Raw genomic sequence first — 23,088 nt, forward strand, 5'->3', positions numbered from 1 at the left:
AATCTGATTACAATCAATTAACGTCAGCTTTGCGACTTTGCGCAATACTGCGGAGAAGGCGTTACAGCATCAAAGACGATTATCGGTTAATGTTCAATTTAGACAAAGAGTTATAGGACTATCTAAGCGGATATTAAAAACATTTACAGTGACAGTTAAGACAATTTTAGCGAGTCGTTTGGTGTGTCATGCATAGGTATGCGAGAATATGCACAAATCGATCATTTAACCAAAGTAAGAAGAACCATGCGTAACGTAGATAAACAAGACAACCTAGTCCGAGCCTTCAAAGCCTTACTAAAAGAAGAACGCTTTGGCTCACAAGGCGATATTGTTGAAGCGCTAAAAAATGAAGGCTTTGACAACATCAACCAATCCAAAGTATCGCGCATGCTGACCAAGTTTGGCGCGGTGCGTACCCGTAACGCTAAGATGGAGATGGTTTACTGCTTGCCTGCAGAATTAGGCGTACCGACAGCGAGTAGCTCACTGCGAGAATTAGTGTTGGATGTGGATTACAACAACGCGTTAGTGGTGATCCGCACGGGCCCGGGAGCGGCACAATTGATCGCTCGTTTGCTCGACTCTCTCGGTAAATCCGAAGGCATTCTCGGGGTAGTCGCTGGCGATGACACGATTTTTATCACTCCGACCTTAGATGTTCCGGTGAAAGATCTGTTCCACTCTGTGTGCGAATTGTTTGAATACGCCGGTTAACCACTTTCTCATTTAATGATGTTTAGTCACGCCATAGTGCGTGACTAGACTCACATCTTAGAAACATCATCCCTCACCACTTAAACACATTAATCCTTTGAAATTAAAAGAGTATATTTACGGAATACTCAACGTTTTGCTGTTTAATAAATGAGTCAATCACACTATAAATTTTAACAGTTGTGTAATTATCTGTTGTTTTTTTGGTATGATTCCGCTGCTTTATCGTTCTTTGCCGCGAATAAAGCAACGTTTCTCAGGCAGGAAAGCTCGAAGCCGCGCTGACGCTTTGGGTTACATTACCAATGAAGGAAGGGAAATTCATGTCATTACCTAAAATAATCAAAATGGGTGCTATCGCAGCCGCAATTATCGGCTCTGGTGTCGCCAGCGCACAGGATTTCATTACTATCGGTACCGGTTCGGTTACTGGTGTTTATTACCCGACAGGCGGCGCTATCTGTAAATTAGTCAACAAGGATCGTAAAGATCACAACATTCGTTGTTCCGTTGAATCGACTGGTGGCTCTATTTACAACGTCAACACTATCCGTTCTGGTGAATTAGATTTCGGTATTGTGCAATCAGATTGGCAGTACCATGGTTACAACGGCACGAGCGAATTTGCAGAACAAGGCCCATACAAGAAACTGCGCGCCGTATTCTCAATGCACACTGAGCCTTTCAATATCATCGCGCGTGCTGATTCAGGCATTGAAAACGTGAAAGACCTCGCGGGCAAGCGCGTGAACATTGGTAACCCAGGCTCAGGCGATCGCGCCACTATGCAAGTGGTGATGGATGCCTTCGGTTGGAATAACGCCAGCTTTAAACTGGCGGCAGAGCTCAAAGGTTCAGAGCGCTCACAAGCGCTGTGTGACAACAAGATTGATGCCTTCATCTACATGGTTGGCCATCCAAATGGTGCCATCAAAGAAGCGACCACCTCTTGTGCTGCCAAACTGGTTCCCGCTACGGGCCCTGAGATCGAAAAGATCGTCGCCAACAACCCTTACTATGCATACAGCGTTGTACCGGCTGGCATGTACAGCGGCACAGCTCAAGAAGTGAAAAGCTTTGGTGTGGCAGCAACGTTAGTCACCACGGAAGATGTGTCTGAAGCGGTCGTCTACAACCTGACCAAAGCGGTATTTGAAAACTTCGATACCTTTACTCGCCTCCACCCAGCGTTTGCTAACTTGAAAAAAGAAGACATGGTGACCGCAGGGAACTCTATCCCACTCCACCCAGGTGCAGTGAAATACTACAAAGAAGCGGGTTTGATTAAGTAACGCGTTTCAACTGAGAAGGGAGAGGAAATCCTCACCCGTAAAAATAAAAAAAGAGGAGGCAAATGCCTCCTCCTTAGTATCACGTTCACGTTTGGTGATACTACTTTCAGGTACAACACTCTCAGTACCGATGACAAGTCTATGGAACATCAATAATAAGGATAAGGTACATGACGCAGACAACAACACCGTCGCAAGATGTGCAAGAGATGGTGGCGCAAGCAGACACTGGCGCTCGAGCCCCCAAAGGGCTTCCGGGGCGTGTGCTTTGGTTTGTTCCGCTCTGTTGGTCACTTTTCCAACTTTGGTACGCTTCACCACTCCCCTTTATCTTCGACTTTGGCGTACTCAATGATACGCAAGCTCGCTCCATTCACTTAACGTTTGCCGTTTTTCTCGCCTTCACGGCCTATCCGGCAATGAAAGGTTCGCCGCGCGATCGCATTCCTTTAACCGACTGGCTTTTAGCACTCGCGGGAAGCTTTTCCGCTGCTTATATCTACCTGTTTTACGCCGAGCTCGCAGGACGCTCAGGCGCACCCACTCAGTTTGATGTGATCGCCTCTGTGGTCGGCATGGTATTACTCCTCGAAGCGACACGCCGGGCATTAGGCCCACCACTGATGATGGTGGCCGCGCTCTTTTTACTTTACACCTTCGCTGGCCCTTACATGCCCGATGTGATTGCCCATAAAGGGGCGAGTCTAAATAAGGCGATGTCACACTTGTGGCTCACCACGGAAGGAGTATTTGGTGTCGCACTTGGGGTATCTACCTCATTCGTGTTCCTATTTGTGCTTTTTGGTGCCATGTTGGAGCGGGCTGGTGCGGGCGCTTACTTCATCAAAGTGGCTTTCTCTATGCTCGGGCACATGCGTGGCGGCCCAGCCAAAGCGGCCGTGGTAGCGTCAGGCCTTTCCGGATTGGTTTCTGGCTCTTCAATCGCCAACGTGGTCACCACGGGAACCTTCACCATTCCTTTAATGAAGCGTGTGGGTTTTCCCGGCACCAAAGCGGGCGCGGTGGAAGTGGCCGCCTCCACCAACGGCCAACTAACGCCACCGATTATGGGCGCAGCGGCTTTCTTAATGGTGGAATATGTCGGGATTTCCTATGTTGAAGTGATCAAAGCGGCGATCCTACCCGCACTGATTTCTTATATCGCGCTGATTTATATCGTTCACCTTGAAGCGTGTAAGGCGGGCATGAGTGGTTTGCCTCGTCGTCATCAATCGACGGTGGCTCAAAAGCTGCTCTCATTTACCGCCACGATTCTTGGCTTATGCGTGATAAGTGCCGTGGTTTATTACGGTATCGGCTGGACTAAAGAAGCCTTTGGCGACGCAGCAACGCCCATCCTCACTGTGGTGTTATTGGCTGCTTATGTCGGCTTAGTGAAAATCTCCGCCCCCTACGCCAAAGAGGGGTTAGGGATTGATGAGCATTTGCAGTACGTCCCCGATGTCGCCCCGACGCTAAAATCCGGTTTGCACTACTTGCTGCCGATTGTAGTATTGGTGTGGTGTTTGACGGTTGAGCGCTTTTCGCCTGGCTTATCAGCCTTCTGGGCCAGCGTGTTTATGATTTTCATCCTACTCACGCAACGTCCACTGATGGCTCTTTTTAATCGCACCGGTTCACTGGGTAATGCGGCGAAAGAGGGCGTGACTGATCTTTTTGAAAGCTTAGTCTCAGGTGCCCGCAATATGATCGGAATTGGGGTCGCAACCGCTGCCGCTGGCACAGTCGTGGGGGTAGTTACCCTGACTGGGATTGGTTTAGTGATGACCGACTTTGTCGAGTTTATCTCTGGTGGTAACTTGATGCTGATGCTGATTTTCACTGCCGTGATCAGCTTAATTCTAGGCATGGGCTTACCGACTACCGCCAACTACATTGTAGTTTCTACCTTGATGGCTCCAGTCATCGTGACTCTAGGCGCTGAACATGGCTTAATCATCCCTCTGATTGCGGTGCATCTGTTCGTATTCTATTTCGGTATTTTGGCCGATGATACGCCTCCGGTCGGACTTGCCGCATTTGCCGCGGCGGCGATCGCCAAATCCGATCCGATCCGCACCGGTATCCAAGGCTTTGCCTACGATATCCGCACAGCGATTTTGCCATTTATGTTTGTGTTTAATACTCAACTACTGCTAATGGGGATAGACACATGGTGGCATTTATTGCTGACCATTCTCTCGTCCATCACGGCAATGCTGCTGTTCTCGGCGGCAACGCAAGGCTGGTGGCTAACCAAAACCAAATGGTGGGAAGTGGTCATGTTGCTGGTACTGACCTTTACTTTCTTCCGTCCTGGTTTTTGGTGGGACATGATTTATCCCGCACAAACGCTATATCCTGGAACTGAATTGGAGCAAATTGTCGAGCAAGCACCCATCGGTCAGCCGATACAATTAGTCGTCGCAGGAGAAAACCTCAAGGGAGAATACCGCTCTAAAACAGTACAACTCCCCTTTGCCGATCGTGCAATCGGCGCAGAGCAACGCATCGCCTCGATGGGCTTAACTCTGCTCAATGATAAAAACCGCATGCTGGTAGAAATGGTTGAGTTTGGCAGCCCAGCCGAAGCGGCGGGTATCGATTTCGATTGGGAAATTCGCTCGGTGGTGGTCGATAGCGATCGACCAATGAAAGAGTGGGTATTCTTGCCTGCGATTTTGCTGACCTTACTGCTGGCTTGGAACCAAAAAAGACGGATAAAAAAGGCGTAACAAGGTGCTATATCAATATGCCTGAGTCAAATCAGGCATATACTTATCCCGTCAATCAATCATCGCCAACGCATCCCTAAGACGCATGTTGTGGGATGACGAATAAACCATAGAGAGCGTCATGTATAAACATATTCTTGTTCCGGTTGATTTGAATGAACAAGGCTTTGCCGACAAAGCGGTGCAACTTGCTGTCTGGCACGCTAAGCATTCCAATGCCGAAATTCACTTGCTGAACGTGTTGCCTGGTATTCACATGTCCATGGTGGCGACTTATTTTCCCAAAGACGCTGCCGCGCAGATGAAAAATGATGTGCGAGCACAACTCAAAACCTTTGCAGAGAAGTACATCGCGGAAGAGGTGGTGTACAAACTCCACATCGCCGAAGGCAAACCCTACGCCACCATCCTTGATTATGCCGAGCGCTTAGGGGCTGACTTAATTGTTATGCCAAGCCACAAACGCTCACGCATTGATAAAGTGATGCTCGGCTCCGTGGCCAGTAAAGTGGTAGAAAATTCACCAATTAACGTCATGGTTGTCAAACCACAAGGCTAATCGGCACTCATCTTCAATCTTTTACTCAAGGCGCATATTGCGCCTTTTTTGTTCACCGATTCCTATCGCAATAATTGGTTTTGCCTGTTTGAATAACTGAGAACGATTATCGATAATCAACTCATCGAACAAGATCAGGTGGACTGAATCATGAAAAAGACATTAAGTTTTGCAGCAATACACTTTACCATCGCGTTTACGGTAGCGTATGTACTGACAGGCGATGTCATCATCGGCAGCCTGATTGCGATGCTCGAACCAATGGTGAATACCGTTGCGTTTTACTTCCATGAAAAAGCATGGGTGAAATCAGCCGCTTTACAACGCTTTGCGGGTGACCCAAGAATCAAAACGGCCAGCTTCGCGACGATTCACTTTACCGTAGCGTTTAGCGTGGTTTACCTGTTGACGGGCAGTTGGTTGGTCGGTGGGGTGATGGCGATGATTGAACCCAGCATCAACACTTGCGCCTACTACTTCCATGAGAAAGTTTGGCAAAGCAAACACGCAGGCCATCTTGGTTGCGCTCACTAAGTGATGCAAAAGCTTCTTCAAACGCCTTCTTAATGAAGGCGTTTTGTATTGTTGATGCAAAAAATGTTACAGCGGGAAATGGCTAACACAATGCGCTTCACTCAAACCCAGTCGGAAACGCTTAACTTGCCCATCCAACTGAACGGTGATCAGATACAGATCTTCTGCTCGCGGGTGGCGCACATCGTAGATCTTGGGGGCATCAACCTGAAAGAGTACGCTCGCATGATCGCTACGCACATCAATCGGTACTTGATAGGTTCGCCCGTCAAATTTTACCGCAGCGGAAACCAAGCCCGGCGAATAGGTAGTGAAAAACAGGTTTACCAGCAACTCACAGCCGCTGTGGTGCCAGATTTGCTCAGTTGAAACATGAGTCAGACGCAAATGACGGATGCATTGTAGATAAGGCGCTTTCCAGATCCCCATACGCTGATCATAACTTGGCACATCCTGCTCGCCCAAGAAACACAACTCGCTCTCCTCTTCATCCAACAACCCATCCTCATCCGCTTCTAAAAATAGAATTTCAAATCGGTTGCGCCCCGGCTTCAATAATGGACGAATGTCTTTGCGGTAAATCGCTTGTGAGCCATCACAGTCAAACAGCGCCGCACCGTTGAGGCGCACTTCGGCGTGGTAATCAATGCCTTCAATAACCAAATCAATGGCGGCAAAACTCAACAAATCGTCATCCACCTCTATATCGTGCATTAAATGCCACTCTTGCTGCGCAATGTCGTCTTCGCTCAATGTTTTGGGCAAAACGGCACTTAATGGCGCAGGAAAGGTGATGTCATCTTGAGGGATGGAGAGATCCGTCAGTGGAGAGAGTTGCCAAAGGCCGGCGAGTGAGAGCTGCATAAGGTTCCAATTCCTGTTGGTTTGCGCGCATTATACCCGAAGTGAAATCTATTGCAGCGTCCATGTAACACAGTGATTGTGGCTTACAATCGATTGGTACAGGCAAAAAAATACCAGCCCTGTGGCTGGTATCTTAGACTCGAGAATTAATGCTCGTCGTCTTCATCCTCATCTTCGTCAGAGTACAAGGCGTCTTCGCCTTCGTAGTAGGTACCCCAACCGTCATAAATGATGTCAAATTTTTCAGCCAGATTGACCAGTTTTTCCACTTGTTCATCAATCAGTTTGGCATCCAATGCAGACTGCATGCTGGCATCAAAGCAGAGCAGCTTATTGCCATCTTCGTCTTCCGTTTCTTCCGCTTCCAGCACTTCAAAACCCATTTTGAACGCTTCAACGGCCGCTTTTTCCAGCTTATCGAAATCTTCGGCAAACAGATGGTGCTCAATCTCATACAAGGCATCTGGATCACTGCCATCTTCGAGCAGGGCCTGAATAATGTCGCGAGTCTCTTCCTTTTGGATCTCGATTAATTCTTCAACAGATAGATAATCATCTTGGTGAGACATGATGTGCTCCAGATAGTCAATGGGATCAGAAATTTGTGCGGCGCACTATCGCATGGATTGAAGGGAATTTCTAGCCACAAAACGAGCCGGGAAGATCTTTCACTGAACTCACGATCCTTTCCTTACATGGTTTTTAACATTTTTTTATCAAATGCCAAATTCAGCATAATCTGTGCTCTCTCTATCCATTTAAATCGAGCGGCTGATTGCCTGTTTATGGAGAGATAATGCATAGCTAAAAACCGACTAAAAAGGGAAAAAATGCCACCCTTCCCTTCAAGCACTCACCCATTGTGAATAAATAGTTAATTAAAGAACGAAAAATGCATAAACACATCGGCTTATGCTGCGCATAGCTAAGCAAATTGAGCAACGACAGACTTCTTAGGTGCAAAAAGAATACAGCGCTAAAAATCACACTCATGAAAGAAAAATAAGCTAAAAAATGAAAACAAAGCAAAATTTAATAACACAAAGCCAACTTGCAACTTCATAAAAATCTCTTCATAACTATATCGAACCGAAGAATTGGCAAGCAGGATGCTTGTTATACCCAAACGACTTGGAGTGGCAGGTAGGCGGCAAGAGAGTTCATCCCCATGAGCATAGATAAACACTGTGACAGGGGTGAACGAACGTAGCCAACACCGCTGCAAATAGGAAAGGGATAAGCCATCGCTACCTACACATCGCTGCGGGTGGCAAAGAAGAAAGGAAGGAAACCCGATGAATCGTTTGTATGTGGGCTCTGAAGTGGGGCAACTGCGCCGTGTATTGTTAAATCGTCCGGAGCGGGCACTCACCCATTTAACCCCCTCTAACTGCCATGAACTCTTGTTTGATGATGTACTGGCCGTGGAAGCAGCGGGCGTTGAGCACGATGCCTTTGCCAATACGTTGCGCACGCAAGATGTGGAAGTGTTACTGCTGCACGATTTACTCGAAGAGACACTCGCCATTCCTGAAGCCAGACAGTGGCTACTGAACACTCAGATTAGCGATTTTCGCTTTGGTCCAACCTTTGCTCGCGAGCTGCGCCACTCTCTTAACCATCTTGATGATCATCATCTCACCACGCTTTTACTGGGTGGGCTGGCTTTTTCTGAATTGCACCTCGAATCCGATTCGATGCTGCCGAAAATGAGTCAGCCGCTCGATTTTGTGATTGAGCCGCTGCCCAATCACCTGTTTACTCGTGATACCTCATGCTGGGTGTATGGAGGGGTGTCACTTAATCCAATGATGAAACCTGCTCGCCAGCGTGAAACCAACCATTTACGCGCGATTTATCGCTGGCACCCGATTTTTGCCCAGCATCCTTTTATCCACTATTTCGGTATTGATGATCTGCACTACGACAACGCCAATATCGAGGGTGGTGATGTGCTGGTGATCGGCAAAGGCGCGGTGTTGATTGGTATGTCAGAACGCACTTCACCACAAGGGGTGGAAAATTTAGCGGCCGCGCTCTTTAAACATGGTCAAGCCAGCGAAGTAATTGCGATCAACCTGCCCAAACATCGCTCGTGCATGCATTTAGATACGGTGATGACTCATATAGATGTGGATACTTTTTCCGTTTATCCAGAGGTCATGCGTAAAGATCTGCCGACTTGGCGACTCACCCCCAAGGGCAATAACGGCGATATGCGCGTTGAGCAAGTCCCTAGCTATTTACACGCCATTGAGCAAGCACTTGAGGTCGATTATTTGAAAATCATCACCACAGGTGGCAACAGTTACCAAGCCGAACGCGAGCAATGGAATGACGCCAATAACGTCCTCACTGTCAAACCTGGGGTAGTGATTGGTTACGAACGCAATGTTTATACCAATGAAAAATATGATAAGGCCGGCATAAAGGTGCTGACGATACCCGGCAATGAGCTAGGCCGAGGCCGAGGCGGCGCACGCTGTATGAGCTGCCCGATTGAACGTGACGGGATTTAAACGTCGTCAGTGAGGCGTGCCAAGCACGCCTCAACGCTTCAGTTGAGTGCCAGTTCCACATCCGATTCCGCCAACGTCGAACAAGCCAACACATAGCCTTGCTCAATCTCCTCTTCGCTCAGCGTTTCTTGGCTTAAACGACGGACACGACCATCTAGCACGCGGCATTTACACGAACCACAAATACCACTGCGACAAGCCGCAATGATCGGCAGTTTTCCGGTTTCTAACGCTTCTAACAGCACTTTTTCACTCGGCGCATCCACCTCTACTCCAAAGGCAGGCACGCGAATTTTCACCTGCTGGCGAACAGTGGGAGCGGAATCCTCCTCATTGATTAACGTCATTTCAGGCGAAAAACTCTCTTGATGAAAATGCGCCATATCAAAGCCAAGCGCTTGTAAATAACCACTCACATCCTGCATAAAACCTTCTGGACCACACAGATACACGCTTCTTTCCAACACATCCGGAACCTGTTCAATCAGAGTTTCCTGAGTTAAACGACCTTGGGCAAAGCCACTCTCACCCGCGTCTTTAAGTAACAGCTTCAAGTGGAAATTCGAATGCTGCGCCGCTAACTGCTGTAACTCTTGCCAATAGATGGTTTGTTCTGGATTGCGTGCGATGTGCAGAAAATCGATCTCTCTTACATCGTTCTGTTTGTCGCTTGATTCGGCTAACCAAGCTTTGGCCATCGCCATGACTGGCGTGATGCCACACCCCGCGCTGATCAGTAATACACGGGATTTGGGAGCACAATCGGTGCTATTGAAGCGGCCTTGGGGTTTCATGGCCGTCACGCTATCCCCCAACTTCAACTCATCCACCACATGTTGAGACACCAACCCCTGCGCGACTCGCTTTACCGTAAAACGTAAATACGGCTGCTGAGCCTGCGAGCTGATGGAGTAAGAGCGATACACCGTCTGACCATTAATGGAAAAGCCTAAGTTCGCGAACTGCCCCGGCTTAAAGTTGAAGTGGCGCTCACGATGCGGATCTGTCAACTCAAAGCTCACACAATCTGGGGTTTCTTGCCATTTGCGCACACACACCAAGGTTTCATTGTCTTGTTCTGCCCATGCAGACATGTTATTTCTCCTCATCGGCATCAGCCCCACACTGTGGGGCTGGGTGGTCAATTAAGCAGCCAGAATGGTGCACAGATCATCTTCCGCTGTGGTAATACTGCGTAGATCAAACTGCTGTTGCAGGATCGCCATCAGATTTGGCGTGAGAAACGCTGGTGCGGTAGGCCCCGTGTAAATACCTTTTACACCTAAAGCGAGTAAGGTCAGCAGGATCACGATCGCTTTTTGCTCGAACCACGAGAGCACCAGAGTCAGCGGCAGATCGTTCACTCCACACTCGAAGGTTTCAGCCAGCGCAAGCGCCAGTTGAATCGCTGAATAAGCATCATTGCATTGACCCACATCGAGCAATCGTGGAATACCGTTGATCGCGCCAAACTCATTTTTGTTGAAGCGGAACTTACCGCAAGCCAAGGTCAGAATCACACTGTCCTCCGGCGCTTGCGCAGTAAAATCTTGATAGTAGTTGCGCTCGGCTTTATCACCGTCACAGCCACCGACCAAGAAGAAGTGCTTGATGTTACCTAATTTGACTTGCTCAACCACCGCAGGCGCTGCTGCCATTAAGGCATTGCGTCCAAAACCCACGGTGATCAGATGCTCAATCTCATCGTGCTTAAAACCTTCTTGTGCCAGTGCACATTCAATCACGGCTGAGAAATCGTCCCCTTCGATATGCGCCACACCCGGCCAACCGACAATGCTACGAGTAAACAGGCGATCTGCATATTGCCCAATATTAGGGTTAAGCAGGCAGTTCGAGGTCATCACGATCGCTCCGGGGAAGTTCGCAAATTCTTTCTGCTGGTTTTGCCAAGCACTGCCGTAGTTACCTACCAAGTGCGGGTATTTTTTCAGTTCTGGGTAAGCATGTGCAGGCAGCATTTCACCATTGGTGTAGACGTTGATCCCCATGCCTTGGGTCTGTTGCAAGATTTTCTCTAAATCATGCAGATCATGGCCAGACACCAGAATGCATTTGCCTTTGACGGGTTTGACGTTCACCGTCGTCGGCTCTGGATGACCAAAGGTTTCGGTTTCGCCTTTATCTAAGATCTCCATGATGCGGTAGTTCATCAGGCCAATTTGCATCGCCGTATCCAACAGCGCACTCAGTTCCACAGGATCGGTACCCAACCATGCCATGATTTGATGGTACTGCGCATACAGCTCAGCATCCGTTTGTCCTAACACACGCGCATGTTCAAGATAGGCCGCCGCCCCTTTCAAGCCATACAAACAGAGCAGACGCAAACCAATCACGTCCTCATGCAAACTCTCTTTGCCGCGGTTTACCGCTGCTGCTGGAGCAAATGCCAGAATGGCGGCTTTATCGGTCGGTAACGAAAATTGCGCCGCCGGTGACAACGCAGGAAGCTCAAAACCGGTTAATACCGCAGCCGCACGGACTTGTTGTTCTAGCTGCTGTTTATAGCTTTCCGCTTGCTGCGCCAGTTCAACAATGCGTTCTGGATCAAAGTTAACGTTGGTGAGCGTAGCAAAAAAGGCTTTCGGTGCCCATTGGTCAATTTCAGGAACGGCGACACCACAAGCACGGCCTAGATTGGCCCAAAAAGAGACACCTTGCAGCGCGTAAACCAACACATCTTGTAAGTCCGACACCTCTGCGGTTTTACCGCACATCCCTTGGGCATAGGCACACCCTTTCGCGATTGGGGTTTGAATGGTTTGCTCACATTGAATACAGAACATTATGCTTCTCCAGTTTCATTGATAAGCTGTGATAGCTTAGATTTACTGAAGACATCGCATATTACGTGCCAAATTTTATTTATTTGATTTTCAATGCATTTAACAAAATATGCACAACTTTTTTGTGTCAATTAGACTAAGGATTAAATACAATTTTACTTCATGAAGTCATATTGACACATTTCATCATACACATCAGGACACTTCTCTTATATCGAGATAAAAAATGCCGCAGCGACATCGGCTACGGCATTTTTCAGTAATGTTTATTGAGGCTGAATTACTCAGTGCCACCCACGGTCAGGGCATCCAACTTCAGAGTTGGCTGGCCAACGCCCACAGGCACGCTTTGTCCGGCTTTACCACACACGCCAACACCGCGATCCAGCGCCAGATCGTTACCGACCATAGAGACCTGCTGCATGGCTTCAATACCAGAGCCAATCAGAGTTGCGCCTTTGATTGGACGGGTGATTTTGCCGTTTTCAATTAAGTAAGCTTCTGAAGCTGAGAACACAAACTTACCGGAGGTGATATCCACCTGACCGCCGCCAAAGTTCGGAGCGTAAATGCCTTTTTTCACCGAAGCGATGATTTCTTCTGGTGTGTGCTCACCCGGCAGCATGTAGGTATTGGTCATACGCGGCATCGGCAGATGAGCGTAAGACTCGCGGCGACCGTTACCCGTTGGTGCCACACCCATTAAACGCGCATTGAGTTTGTCTTGGATGTAGCCTTTCAAAATGCCTTTTTCGATCAGCACGTTGTATTGACCACTCACCCCTTCATCATCGACGTTGAGAGAGCCGCGCAGATCTTTGAGAGTACCGTCATCGACAATCGTACACAGATCGGAAGTGACTTTTTTGCCCACTTTGCCTGCAAATACCGATGAGCCTTTACGGTTAAAATCGCCTTCAAGGCCATGACCCACCGCTTCATGCAGCAGTACACCCGGCCAACCGGATCCGAGAACCACAGGCATGGTTCCGGCAGGAGCCGCTACCGCTTCAAGATTGACCAGCGCTTGGCGAATCGCTTCATCAGCGAAAGAAAACGCGATTTTTTGTCCCGCTTCTTCTTGTAAGAAATAGTCGTAACCAAAACGGCCACCACCACCTGCGCTACCGCGTTCACGGCGATCGCCTTTTTGCGCTAGCACGCTAATCGAAAGACGAACCAGAGGACGAATATCCCCTGCATACGTGCCATCGGTAGCCGCCACGAGGATCTGCTCATGCACACCGCTTAAACTGACTGACACTTCGGTGATGAGTGGCTCTTTAGTACGAATGTACGCATCCAGCTGTTTCAGCAGTTCAGTTTTTTGCTGTTTTTCCCAACTTTCCAGTGGGTTGTGCGCGCCATAAAACGCAGGATGTTGCGCGCGCTTAAACGCTTGCACGGTGAGATTTTGGCCTTGTTGAGCAATCCCACGCGCCGCGATGGCACTCTGCCTTAAACCTTCTAACTGAATTTGATCAGAGTAAGCAAAACCGGTTTTTTCACCACTGACGGCGCGCACACCGACTCCACAATCAATATTGAATGAGCCATCTTTAATGATGCTGTCTTCCAGCACCAGAGATTCATGCCAGCTGGATTGGAAATAAATATCGGCATAATCAATCTGGCGAGTCGCAATACTGGACAGCGTATCGGCAATATCCTGTTCAGTGAGCCCAGCGGGTGCCAGCAGTGCCGTTTCAATTTGGTTCATCGTCATCAGTGTGTGTTCTCTATTAATTGATGGGTAAAACGCGTGTGCTGTGTAATCGGCATTGCGCGTCTCACAGAATCGAGCGTTGCAAGATCGAACTCGACCACTTTACTTTGTACTTCGGCGCCTAAATTGGCGATCACTTCACCCCACGGGCTAATCACCATGGAATGTCCCCACGTCTCTCGTCCGCATGGATGATGTCCAGTTTGACCCACGGCAATCACCCAGCATTGCGTTTCAATGGCTCGGGCGCGTAACAAGACTTCCCAGTGGGCTTGGCCCGTCACCGCAGTAAAGGCCGCAGGAACCAGCAAAATCTGTGCACCTTGGCGCCGTAATTCTGCGTATAAGTGCGGAAAGCGCACATCGTAGCAAATCGATAGGCCCAACGCTCCAAACGGCGTTGAGGTGACGACCACCTGTTGCCCCGGCGTAAAGGTTTCTGATTCGCGATAACGCTGATGGCCATCGGCGACATCGACATCGAACATATGCAGTTTATCGTAAACCGCCACTCGCTCACCTTGTGCATTCCACAATAGGCTACTGGTGGTGACCCCGTCAGCGCGGCGGATCGGCATACTGCCTATCAATAACCATACACCATATTCTTTGGCGAGACTCGCTAAGGCGTGCTGAACTGGGCCATGATCCAGTGATTCGGCTTGTTGATGGTATTGTTCACGATTCCCCAACAGCAGGGCATTTTCTGGTGTCACAATCCATTGCGCTCCTTGCTGAGCAAGCTTGGCCACCTCTTGCTTGAGATAAGCCAGATTGAAGCTCATCTCGGACCCTGAGGTCATTTGCACCAGTCCAACTCGTTGCATTTTCTTCCCTATTCAGCCAGTTTACGCAGCTTTTCCGGCAACTTGAACTCGCCTTTACTGCGCGAAAGCTCTTTCACCGTCGGTGAATCGAGCGGTCCTTTTACTTCGTATTTTACTTGAGTAAACACTTCCACCACCGGAGAGATCACTGTGGTGATCGCCAGCACATACAAGGCGGTTTGCGGTGTCACTGCAAACGCCGTCAATACTGGAATGCCAGATGTGATATCTGGAACGAAATTCACTTCTGCATCGACAGTGCGCGTATTGAGATCGGCAAGACCTTTAATCGTCATCTGTCCCGCCACCGCATCCATTTTGATGTTATTGGTGACAAAAATCCCTTGGGACAGCTCACCACTGCCGGAGATCGAATCAAACGCCATTCCTTTATCAAACACATCGCTAAAGTCGAGCTGCATTTTGCGTATGATCGAATCAAGGCTAAATAGACCAAGTAGCTTTGCCGCACCACTCACATCGGAAATCACCCCTTTACCAAGTTTGGTATCCACCTTGCCTTGCAAAGTGTTGACCTGCATTGACCACGGAGCGCCATCCCATTGCGTGCTTGCGGTAATCTCAAACGGCGCACGCTGGATACCAGAGTTAATTCCAAAACGCGCCATCAAGTCACTGTTGTTATCACCCTTCATATCCAAATTCATTTGGGTTCGGCTCTGTGTATCGGTCAGCGTCCAAGTGCCATTAACATGCAGTTGGTTGGTACCACTAGTGAAATCAATGCTCTTCCACAGCAGCGTATCCCCTTGGCGCTGAAAATCGACATTCGCTTGACCGATTTTATAGCCTTGCAACCAAAAATCTTTGATGGTCAACGTAAGGTTAGGCATCCATTGATGGAATTTACGATCAAAATCGGTGATAAGCGGTAATTTCGGGCGATCAAGGTCGACCAGCAACGCCTCTTCCCCCACCTCGAGCTGAGGCAAAAACAGATGCAGGCGCTCAAGCGCAATACTCAAATCATAAGGCTCAATATAATTGGCTTGGCCTTTGATCTCTTGGCTATCCAGATTGAGAAGCCATCCGAGGTCTTTGCGCCGCGCATTAAGATCCACGTCATGCCAATCCAACCCTGCAAAGGTCAGCTCTTTAACCGCCGCATCCACTCGCTCCGGGATTGGAAATGCAGGCGTATTTAAGCTGGCCAGCTTAGATTTTCGCGATTTAGGCGCAGGCTTTTCATTCAAAATGGCGAGCCAATCATCCAGATTAAACGCTTGGCTACGCAGCTGGACATGATGCCCCACCACTGGGCTAATTTTAAAACTGCCCTGCCCAAGCACCAAATTAGTGGCTTTCAAAATCGGCACTTTAGGCGTCAAATCAATCTCGGCCTGATACTTTGCCTGTGGCAGTTGCAAACGAACAGAAACCATCTCTTGATTGCCGGAGGCTTGCAACAGAGCCTGTCCTTTCACTTTCATCGCTTTTTGGAGTGGGAAAGGATAGCGGCTCTCTAACCCGCGCAGATCCGCCTTACCATCTAATTGATAAGTAAAACCCACATCATTGAGCTGAATATCGACACGTGCCTGCCAAGGGGCATGGCCTTTTACTCGGCTTAACCAACGCTCGCCCACAAACGGGATCAGCGGCTTGACTTCCCAATCCCCAACCACATCAATGCCAACCACATAACCCCGCTTGGCATCTTCGCCTTTAAAATCGATTGAGACGGGTTGCTTGAGCAAACGGGCATCTAGCCCCGCCGCACTCACGCGATCATTATCGAACTCGATTTTGCCAGACACTGAGGTTAGGCTCATCGGCGGCGTATCAATATCCACCGCGTTATTGCTCAGCTCGGCAAAACCCCAAGCCCGCGGCTCTGCACCGCTGTGGAAAGGAATATTAAGTTGAAACTCTGAGCGCACTGGGCCTTTAACTTGAATCGTAGTCAGCGCTGCGCCTACGGAATCGACTAACGGGGTCGCCATCATGTAATTGCGAATCGCGTTACCTTGTTGGGCACTGGCTACCGCTTCAATCTCGATATGACCCAGCTCGGCCAACTCTGGAATACGACCGGTGATCCGTTCAGCACTTACCTCCATCAAGGTAGCAGAGCGCGAGTCGAGATACATGGCGTCATTTTCAAACAGCAGATCGAGCTGCAAATCGGTGATCGGTGGCCAAGCCGTATCAAAGGCAAATTTGGCCTCTTTTAAACCAACCCAAGCTTGGAACACACCATTGTGCATGCGATAAGGAAACTGATCTAACGCGCCATACCAGATCAGTTTCGCGGTATTGACCTGTCCCGCTTGAATCGCGGTCGAGAGATAATCGGTCAGCTCACGCCCTAACGCCAACGTCGGCAAGTAGCGCCATGTCTCCCCAGCATTAAAGAGATCGGCTTCGGCATAAAATGAGAGAAATGGGCTAGCATCATCCGGAAAATCGAGGCGAAATGCGCCCAGTGCTTGCAAATCCGGCGTCGCTACCGTGACTTTATCGGACCAAAGCGACCATCCATATTGCTCTTGCTGCCAGACAATATTCACTGCGCCTTGGCGGATATGGAGTGGAGCTTGGAACACCTCACCATAGGGCAACACGTCATCCACCATGCTGGCTTTAATGAGTGCTTTACTCGGTGAGCCTTGAATTTGCGCTTGCAGAGCATTGACTTGTGGCAGCAACTCCCATTGCGCTATTCCACCATCAATTAATGATGCCGAATAACGTAACGATTCCAACGTTGCGCCTTTGGCAATGCGCACATCTTCCAAAGTCCCTTTTGGCTTTAAGGTTGTCAGCCAGTGATTGAGCGTTTGTGACTCGGGGATCAACTTAGCCAGAGGTAACAGGTTTTCAATATTGAGCTGAGAGAGATTAAGCCGCCACTCATCGGGCTGCCAATCCATCGCCACATCCAAAAGCGGCCATAGCTCATCATCACTTCGTAAACGCAGTGAGTGGGCATTCACTTGCCAACCTTTCTCAGTTGGTTTGAGTTCGACAATCCCTGATTCAAGCAGCAGTTCATGGGTCTGTTCACCGTTTTGCCACACCAACTCCGAAGGCTTGAATTCGACATAGCCATCTTTCGGCTGATTGTGCTCAAGGGTCGCCCAAGCATTTAAGCTTACTTGGCCTTTTTGAATGCCGGTTTGATCTTTTAAATATCGTGTTAGCCAAGGTAATACGCGCACTTTATCCGCACTGACATAGAAATCGCCCGACACATCGCGCAGCGAACCGTGATCAATAAAGTTAGCACTTACCAACAAAGAGTTGATGTTGATACCCGCAATGCTGACCACCCCTTCAGCAAAGTGGCGTAGACCTTGGTTTTGCCAACGCAGTTTTTCAATGTCGAGCTGGCGCAAATCTCCGGCAAAAGTGCGATACAAAATCGCTGAGTTTTTGAGGGTAAAATCATCCAGTTGACGCAGTAAAAGATCATCAAGCTGCTTGACCACTCGCCCTTGGCGCGACTGTTTCGGGTTAGGATTTTGCTCTAAGGCCAACCAGTCGATTGCCCGTAAATCAAGGACTAAACCATTGACGGTAAGATCGGCAACCACAGGTTGCCGCTGCCAGAGTGATTGCAGCAGGTCGAACTCAATCTCAACACTGGCCGCATTCAGCTGAATATCGTTACTGTCCGGCCAATGGGCTTGTAAGGTTTGCAGTGATAATGAGGGATGCGTATTACGCCAGTAACCTTGCACATCGGCAATCGCCACTTGTACCGACGAGTTTTGATTCAGCCAATGCTGAATCTCCGCCTGAAAACGGTTCATCTGTGGCAGCAAAATGCGCAGGGCTGTGACGGCCAAAGCCAGCACAATCAGCAGGCTGACCAGCAGCCACATAAGGATCCGCCCGAGGCGGGTTACTGTCGAAATCACCCGATGCCCTATTTACATCATCACAACATCAAATTGCTCTTGGTTGTAGAGTGGTTCTGCTTGAATTCGCACTTCTTTACCAATGAACACTTCCAACTCTGCCAAGGCATGTGACTCTTCACCTTGCAAAGTATCGGCCACTGCCGGTGAAGCATAGACCACGAATTTGTCCGCATCGTAGGCCCGATTCACGCGCGTAATTTCGCGCAAAATCTCAAAGCAAACTGTTTCCACGGTTTTCACGCTGCCTCGCCCTTCACACGTTGGACAAGTCGAACAGAGCACATGTTCAATGCTTTCTCGGGTTCTTTTACGCGTCATCTCCACCAACCCAAGCTGAGTAAAGCCGTTGATGTTGGTTTTGACCCGATCTTTCATCAACGCCGTCTCTAAAGAGGTGAGCACTCGCTTACGGTGCTCATCCGACGCCATATCGATAAAATCAATAATGATAATCCCACCCAGATTGCGTAGACGCAGCTGACGAGCAATCGCCTGAGTCGCTTCAATATTGGTGTTGAAAATGGTCTCTTCGAGATTACGCCGACCCACAAACGCACCAGTATTGATATCGATAGTGGTCATCGCCTCGGTCTGATCGATGATCAGATAACCGCCAGATTTGAGCTCCACTTTACGTTCGAGAGAGCGCTGAATCTCATTTTCCGTATCGTACATGTCAAAAATGGGCTTATCGCCGTGGTACAGCTCTAATTTAGCCGTCAGCTCAGGGACATATTCGGAGGTAAACTCTTTGAGGTTTTCGAACTCTTGTCGTGAATCGATGAGAATTTTGGTCAGTTCGGTACCGACAAAGTCACGCAAAATGCGCTGCGCCAGACCAAGCTCACCATACAACATAGAGCGGTTCTTGTATTTGCTGCGCCGCTCAATCACTTTTGACCACAAACGCTTAAGAAACGCCGCATCTTGAGTCAACTCTTTTTCGTTTGCCCCTTCTGCTGCGGTACGGATAATGAACCCGCCATGCTCATCGCAATAATGAGAAACGATTTTCTTTAGGCGTTCGCGCTCCGCTTCACTTTCGATGCGTTGTGATACGCCGACATGGCTTGCCCCCGGCATAAAGACCAGATAACGAGAAGGGAGCGTGATATCGGTGGTTAAACGCGCGCCCTTAGTGCCAAGCGGGTCTTTGACCACTTGCACGACAATATCTTGCCCTTGGCGCACCAACTCGGAAATATCACGCACTTGGAACTGCTGCTTCTCGCTTTCAGCAACACACTCGGTGTGGGGCACAATATCCGAGGCATGTAAAAAAGCGGCCTTGTCGAGTCCAATATCAACAAAAGCAGCTTGCATGCCCGGTAACACCCGGCTTACTTTGCCTTTGTAAATATTGCCAACAATGCCGCGTTTGGCTTCACGTTCAATATGGATTTCCTGAAGGATTCCCCCTTCAATCATCGCCACCCGAGTTTCACTCGGGGTGACGTTTAACAGCAACTCTGCACTCATGAGCGCACCTCAATGATTAAAATGATTAGAATTTGTGCAGAAGCTGGTCAGTCTCGTAGAGTGGCAATCCGACTACCGCGTGGTAGCTGCCTTCAATCCTCGTAACAAATCGTCCACCCAATCCCTGAATGCCGTAACTGCCAGCTTTATCGCAGGGCTCACCACTTTGCCAATAGGCTTCTATTTCTTGTTCTGACAAAGTTTTAAACCACACATCCGTGGTCACCACCACGGAGTGAGTGATGTCGCGGCAAGTCACACTCACCGCGGTCATCACTTGGTGTTGGCTACCGGAAAGCTTGAGTAACATGCGTTTTGCATCAGCAAAATCACGCGGCTTTTCCAACACCTGTTTATCTTTCACAACTATCGTATCTGAACCAATCACGACCGCCTCGGCCGCGACCAACGCAGCTCCCGCTAACGCTTTATCGCGAGAAAGCCGTTCAACATATTGCGCAGGCGACTCAGCCGCTGCGCGTCTCTCTTCGACATTCGGTACCACGACCTCAAACTGATAACCCATTTGAGCGAGCAGTTCACGACGTCTAGGGGATCCCGAAGCCAATACTAATTTCGATATTGTCATTTCACATGCCAATGGCGTCGAACTCGGCGCAGTAATAAAAACAACCACGGCCAAAGTATACAGGCAATCACTCCGCTCCAGAGTGACAACGGATTGAATGTCACATTCTGGATCAGGTACTCACCACAGAAAATCAGCACTTCTAGGAGCATAGACAGCATGCCTATCACAATAGCTTGCTGCCATAACGCCATGTTACGTAACACTAAAAAATTCATCGCCACTAGGTAGATAAGGATGGACATCATCATGCCGCGAATGCCTAAGGTGGAACCGAGTAGCAAATCCCACAATAAGCCCATCACCAAAGCGCTGCCGACATTCACTCGGTGCGGCAATGCTAACACCCAGTAACAACAGACCAGTAGCAACCATGGTGGCCGGAACAGATCTAAGGTTCCTGGCCATGGGATGGTTTGTAAAATCAGCGCCAGTAAAAATGAGGCAAGAATGACCATGCGGCCTTTAATATCACTGCTGAGCATTGGCTTCTTCCTCTAAGAGCATTTGCGGATCAGCCTGCATCACTTTTTGTAAGCGATCTTCGTTTGGCCAAATCAGCAATAAGTAGCGCAAGCGATCAAATTCCACTACAGGATCGGCTTTGATCGAGGCAAACTCACGGCGCGTGTCTTTATCCACCTGCGACACGATCGCCACTGGATAGCCTTCTGGGTAAACCCCACCTAAGCCAGAGGTAACGAGCATATCGCCAACTTCAATATCGGTACTGGTCGGTATATGTTCCAGTTGGATTTGATCGGTTTGTCCATTGCCTGAGGCGATCACTCGAATATCATTACGAATATTCTGTACCGGAATCGCGGTATTAGGGTCAATCAGAAGCAATACTCGGCTATTGTGCGCAGCAACAAAACTTACCTGACCAACAATGCCTTTTTCATTGATGATCGGCTGTCCTTCATACACTCCATCCACGCGGCCTTTATCGATCACAACCTGATGACGATAAGGCGATGTGTCTACCGCCATCACCTCAGTGACGACCTTTTTTTCATCACGTAAAAAGGACGATCCAAGCAGCTTACGTAGCCGTTGGTTTTCTTCTTTGTATTGTTCAAGCAGTAACAAATTGCTTTTTAAGGTCAGAACTTCTCGTTTAAGTAGCTGGTTATTTTCCCGTAACTGCTGACGAGAGCTAATGCTGTCATAAAAATCATCAAACAGTCCACGCGGCATATCCGCTGCGAACTGAATCGGCGCAACCAGACTATTGAGCAGAAAACGTACATTTGAGAATGTACCTAAACGACTATCAGCCAGCATAAGGCTGGCTGATAGCATAACCGCAAAAAATAGCCGCAGCTGCAGAGAAGGTCCTCGACCAAAGATAGGTTTCATCCAATAACCATCCTAGCGCTGAGCAAAGTACCACACTGAATAGGTGGCAATACGGATTATTCGTCGCTAAACAGATCGCCGCCATGCATGTCGATCATTTCTAAGGCTTTACCACCCCCACGAGCCACACAAGTCAATGGATCATCAGCGATCACTACAGGAATTCCTGTCTCTTCCATTAAGAGGCGATCGAGATCTTTCAGCAGTGCACCACCGCCAGTAAGAACCATGCCGTTTTCAGAGATATCAGAAGCCAGCTCTGGTGGACACTGCTCGAGTGCAACCATCACCGCAGAAACAATCCCTGTCAGCGGCTCTTGCAGCGCTTCAAGGATCTCGTTCGAGTTCAGCGTGAAACTGCGTGGTACACCTTCAGCAAGGTTACGGCCACGCACTTCAAGCTCTTGCACGTCATCGCCCGGATAAGCAGAGCCAATTTCGTGTTTGATCTTTTCTGCAGTGGCTTCACCAATCAGGCTACCGTAGTTACGGCGCACATAATTAATAATGGCTTCATCAAAACGGTCACCACCGATACGCACAGAAGAGGAGTAAACCACACCGTTGAGCGAGATCACCGCGACTTCCGTCGTGCCACCACCGATATCAATCACCATTGAACCGGTTGGCTCAGAAACACGCAGACCTGCACCGATGGCGGCCGCCATTGGCTCATCAATCAAGTAAACCTCACGAGCGCCCGCACCGAGTGCCGATTCACGGATCGCGCGACGTTCAACTTGAGTTGAACCACAAGGCACACAGACTAGTACACGTGGGCTTGGTTTTAACACGCTGTTATCGTGCACTTGGCGAATAAAATGCTGCAGCATTTTTTCAGTGACATAGAAATCCGCAATTACGCCGTCTTTCATTGGGCGAATGGCTGAAATATTACCTGGGGTTCTACCGAGCATCTGTTTTGCGGCATGGCCAACCGCGGCAACGGTTTTACCGCCACGACCTTTGTCTTGACGAATCGCAACAACCGAGGGTTCATCAAGAACAATGCCCTGTCCTTTGACATAAATAAGTGTATTGGCGGTACCTAAATCGATCGATAGGTCGTTAGAAAACATGCCACGAAGTTTTTTAAACATATTCTTCGTTCGTCCTGCAAGAAATGAGAAAAGGAAAATTGCACTAAATGTACCAATGCCTTGCCATCACAGCAAGGCGTTGATCCATAAA

18 protein-coding genes are annotated in these 23,088 nt (G+C 48.9%); 6 read left to right on the top strand and 12 right to left on the bottom strand.

Annotated features, from left to right (window positions below; genetic code table 11):
- The first annotated feature begins 246 nt into the window (after positions 1 to 246).
- The 5 genes from argR (at position 247) to R4537_RS16995 (ending at position 5,837) form a co-directional block, all read left to right on the top strand.
- Positions 247 to 717, top strand: a complete 471-nt coding sequence (gene argR, locus R4537_RS16975; protein ID WP_001246634.1) for a transcriptional regulator ArgR — start codon at positions 247 to 249, stop codon at positions 715 to 717.
- Between the two features lie 323 nt (positions 718 to 1,040).
- A complete protein-coding gene (locus tag R4537_RS16980; protein WP_071178340.1) occupies positions 1,041 to 2,009 on the top strand; it encodes a TAXI family TRAP transporter solute-binding subunit in 969 nt (322 codons plus the stop codon).
- 170 nt (positions 2,010 to 2,179) lie between these two features.
- A complete protein-coding gene (locus tag R4537_RS16985) occupies positions 2,180 to 4,744 on the top strand; it encodes a TRAP transporter permease (protein WP_071178339.1) in 2,565 nt (854 codons plus the stop codon).
- A gap of 121 nt (positions 4,745 to 4,865) precedes the next feature.
- Positions 4,866 to 5,303, top strand: a complete 438-nt coding sequence (locus tag R4537_RS16990) for a universal stress protein (protein WP_071178338.1) — start codon at positions 4,866 to 4,868, stop codon at positions 5,301 to 5,303.
- 150 nt (positions 5,304 to 5,453) lie between these two features.
- Positions 5,454 to 5,837, top strand: coding sequence for a DUF2061 domain-containing protein (locus R4537_RS16995; protein WP_000753232.1), 384 nt, complete (start codon positions 5,454 to 5,456; stop codon positions 5,835 to 5,837).
- 66 nt (positions 5,838 to 5,903) lie between these two features.
- Here R4537_RS16995 and R4537_RS17000 read toward each other — a convergent pair whose 3' ends face one another.
- Both R4537_RS17000 and rraB read right to left on the bottom strand, forming a co-directional pair.
- A complete protein-coding gene (locus R4537_RS17000; RefSeq protein WP_029627845.1) occupies positions 5,904 to 6,701 on the bottom strand; it encodes a glycosyl hydrolase 2 galactose-binding domain-containing protein in 798 nt (265 codons plus the stop codon).
- Between the two features lie 146 nt (positions 6,702 to 6,847).
- On the bottom strand, positions 6,848 to 7,270 hold the full coding sequence (rraB, locus tag R4537_RS17005; RefSeq protein ID WP_000019330.1) for a ribonuclease E inhibitor RraB: 423 nt from the start codon (positions 7,268 to 7,270) through the stop codon (positions 6,848 to 6,850).
- A gap of 726 nt (positions 7,271 to 7,996) precedes the next feature.
- Here rraB and arcA point away from each other — a divergent pair.
- Positions 7,997 to 9,220 carry an arginine deiminase gene (gene arcA / locus R4537_RS17010; RefSeq protein ID WP_071178337.1) on the top strand — a complete coding sequence of 408 codons (1,224 nt, stop codon included), beginning with the start codon at positions 7,997 to 7,999 and terminating at the stop codon, positions 9,218 to 9,220.
- A 38-nt stretch (positions 9,221 to 9,258) separates the two neighbouring features.
- On the opposite strand, the gene R4537_RS17015 is transcribed toward arcA, so the two are convergent.
- The 10 genes from R4537_RS17015 to R4537_RS17060 form a co-directional block, all read right to left on the bottom strand.
- On the bottom strand, positions 9,259 to 10,314 hold the full coding sequence (locus R4537_RS17015; RefSeq protein ID WP_071178336.1) for an FAD-binding oxidoreductase: 1,056 nt from the start codon (positions 10,312 to 10,314) through the stop codon (positions 9,259 to 9,261).
- Between the two features lie 51 nt (positions 10,315 to 10,365).
- The gene (hcp, locus tag R4537_RS17020; RefSeq protein WP_071178335.1) at positions 10,366 to 12,027 is read right to left on the bottom strand and encodes a hydroxylamine reductase; all 1,662 of its coding nucleotides are present in this window, start codon (positions 12,025 to 12,027) and stop codon (positions 10,366 to 10,368) included.
- Between the two features lie 280 nt (positions 12,028 to 12,307).
- Complete coding sequence (tldD, locus tag R4537_RS17025) at positions 12,308 to 13,753, bottom strand: metalloprotease TldD (protein ID WP_071178334.1); 1,446 nt, start codon at positions 13,751 to 13,753, stop codon at positions 12,308 to 12,310.
- Complete coding sequence (locus R4537_RS17030) at positions 13,753 to 14,580, bottom strand: carbon-nitrogen hydrolase family protein (RefSeq protein ID WP_071178333.1); 828 nt, start codon at positions 14,578 to 14,580, stop codon at positions 13,753 to 13,755. Before R4537_RS17030 ends, tldD begins: the two co-directional genes overlap by 1 nt.
- A gap of 8 nt (positions 14,581 to 14,588) precedes the next feature.
- A complete protein-coding gene (locus R4537_RS17035; RefSeq protein WP_080483308.1) occupies positions 14,589 to 18,464 on the bottom strand; it encodes a YhdP family protein in 3,876 nt (1,291 codons plus the stop codon).
- Between the two features lie 12 nt (positions 18,465 to 18,476).
- The gene (gene rng / locus R4537_RS17040; protein ID WP_001271880.1) at positions 18,477 to 19,946 is read right to left on the bottom strand and encodes a ribonuclease G; all 1,470 of its coding nucleotides are present in this window, start codon (positions 19,944 to 19,946) and stop codon (positions 18,477 to 18,479) included.
- 25 nt (positions 19,947 to 19,971) lie between these two features.
- Positions 19,972 to 20,535: a Maf family protein gene (locus R4537_RS17045; protein WP_162750089.1), complete on the bottom strand. Its 564-nt coding sequence runs from the start codon at positions 20,533 to 20,535 to the stop codon at positions 19,972 to 19,974.
- Positions 20,532 to 21,020: a rod shape-determining protein MreD gene (mreD, locus tag R4537_RS17050; protein WP_000952872.1), complete on the bottom strand. Its 489-nt coding sequence runs from the start codon at positions 21,018 to 21,020 to the stop codon at positions 20,532 to 20,534. The genes R4537_RS17045 and mreD overlap by 4 nt, the downstream gene beginning before the upstream one ends.
- Positions 21,007 to 21,897 (bottom strand): rod shape-determining protein MreC, encoded by an 891-nt coding sequence (gene mreC, locus R4537_RS17055; protein WP_000802451.1) that lies wholly within the window; start codon positions 21,895 to 21,897, stop codon positions 21,007 to 21,009. The genes mreD and mreC overlap by 14 nt, the downstream gene beginning before the upstream one ends.
- 56 nt (positions 21,898 to 21,953) lie before the next feature.
- Entirely contained in the window at positions 21,954 to 22,997 is a 1,044-nt protein-coding gene (locus R4537_RS17060; protein WP_000473775.1) for a rod shape-determining protein, read from the bottom strand.
- Positions 22,998 to 23,088 lie beyond the last annotated feature (91 nt).

The sequence above is a fragment of the Vibrio paracholerae genome (assembly GCF_037672085.1).
GTDB lineage: Bacteria > Pseudomonadota > Gammaproteobacteria > Enterobacterales > Vibrionaceae > Vibrio > Vibrio cholerae.

What these genes read in the sequence shown, in the direction of transcription:
- R4537_RS16990 (WP_071178338.1), top strand. Translation starts at nt 4,866, where the DNA reads ATGTATAAACATATTCTTGTTCCGGTTGATTTGAATGAACAAGGCTTT.
- arcA (WP_071178337.1), top strand. Translation starts at nt 7,997, where the DNA reads ATGAATCGTTTGTATGTGGGCTCTGAAGTGGGGCAACTGCGCCGTGTA.
- rraB (WP_000019330.1), bottom strand. Translation starts at nt 7,270, where the DNA reads ATGTCTCACCAAGATGATTATCTATCTGTTGAAGAATTAATCGAGATC.
- R4537_RS16995 (WP_000753232.1), top strand. Translation starts at nt 5,454, where the DNA reads ATGAAAAAGACATTAAGTTTTGCAGCAATACACTTTACCATCGCGTTT.
- hcp (WP_071178335.1), bottom strand. Translation starts at nt 12,027, where the DNA reads ATGTTCTGTATTCAATGTGAGCAAACCATTCAAACCCCAATCGCGAAA.
- R4537_RS17000 (WP_029627845.1), bottom strand. Translation starts at nt 6,701, where the DNA reads ATGCAGCTCTCACTCGCCGGCCTTTGGCAACTCTCTCCACTGACGGAT.
- tldD (WP_071178334.1), bottom strand. Translation starts at nt 13,753, where the DNA reads ATGACGATGAACCAAATTGAAACGGCACTGCTGGCACCCGCTGGGCTC.
- R4537_RS16985 (WP_071178339.1), top strand. Translation starts at nt 2,180, where the DNA reads ATGACGCAGACAACAACACCGTCGCAAGATGTGCAAGAGATGGTGGCG.
- rng (WP_001271880.1), bottom strand. Translation starts at nt 19,946, where the DNA reads ATGAGTGCAGAGTTGCTGTTAAACGTCACCCCGAGTGAAACTCGGGTG.
- argR (WP_001246634.1), top strand. Translation starts at nt 247, where the DNA reads ATGCGTAACGTAGATAAACAAGACAACCTAGTCCGAGCCTTCAAAGCC.
- R4537_RS17060 (WP_000473775.1), bottom strand. Translation starts at nt 22,997, where the DNA reads ATGTTTAAAAAACTTCGTGGCATGTTTTCTAACGACCTATCGATCGAT.
- R4537_RS17030 (WP_071178333.1), bottom strand. Translation starts at nt 14,580, where the DNA reads ATGCAACGAGTTGGACTGGTGCAAATGACCTCAGGGTCCGAGATGAGC.
- R4537_RS17045 (WP_162750089.1), bottom strand. Translation starts at nt 20,535, where the DNA reads ATGACAATATCGAAATTAGTATTGGCTTCGGGATCCCCTAGACGTCGT.
- R4537_RS17015 (WP_071178336.1), bottom strand. Translation starts at nt 10,314, where the DNA reads ATGTCTGCATGGGCAGAACAAGACAATGAAACCTTGGTGTGTGTGCGC.
- mreC (WP_000802451.1), bottom strand. Translation starts at nt 21,897, where the DNA reads ATGAAACCTATCTTTGGTCGAGGACCTTCTCTGCAGCTGCGGCTATTT.
- R4537_RS16980 (WP_071178340.1), top strand. Translation starts at nt 1,041, where the DNA reads ATGTCATTACCTAAAATAATCAAAATGGGTGCTATCGCAGCCGCAATT.
- mreD (WP_000952872.1), bottom strand. Translation starts at nt 21,020, where the DNA reads ATGCTCAGCAGTGATATTAAAGGCCGCATGGTCATTCTTGCCTCATTT.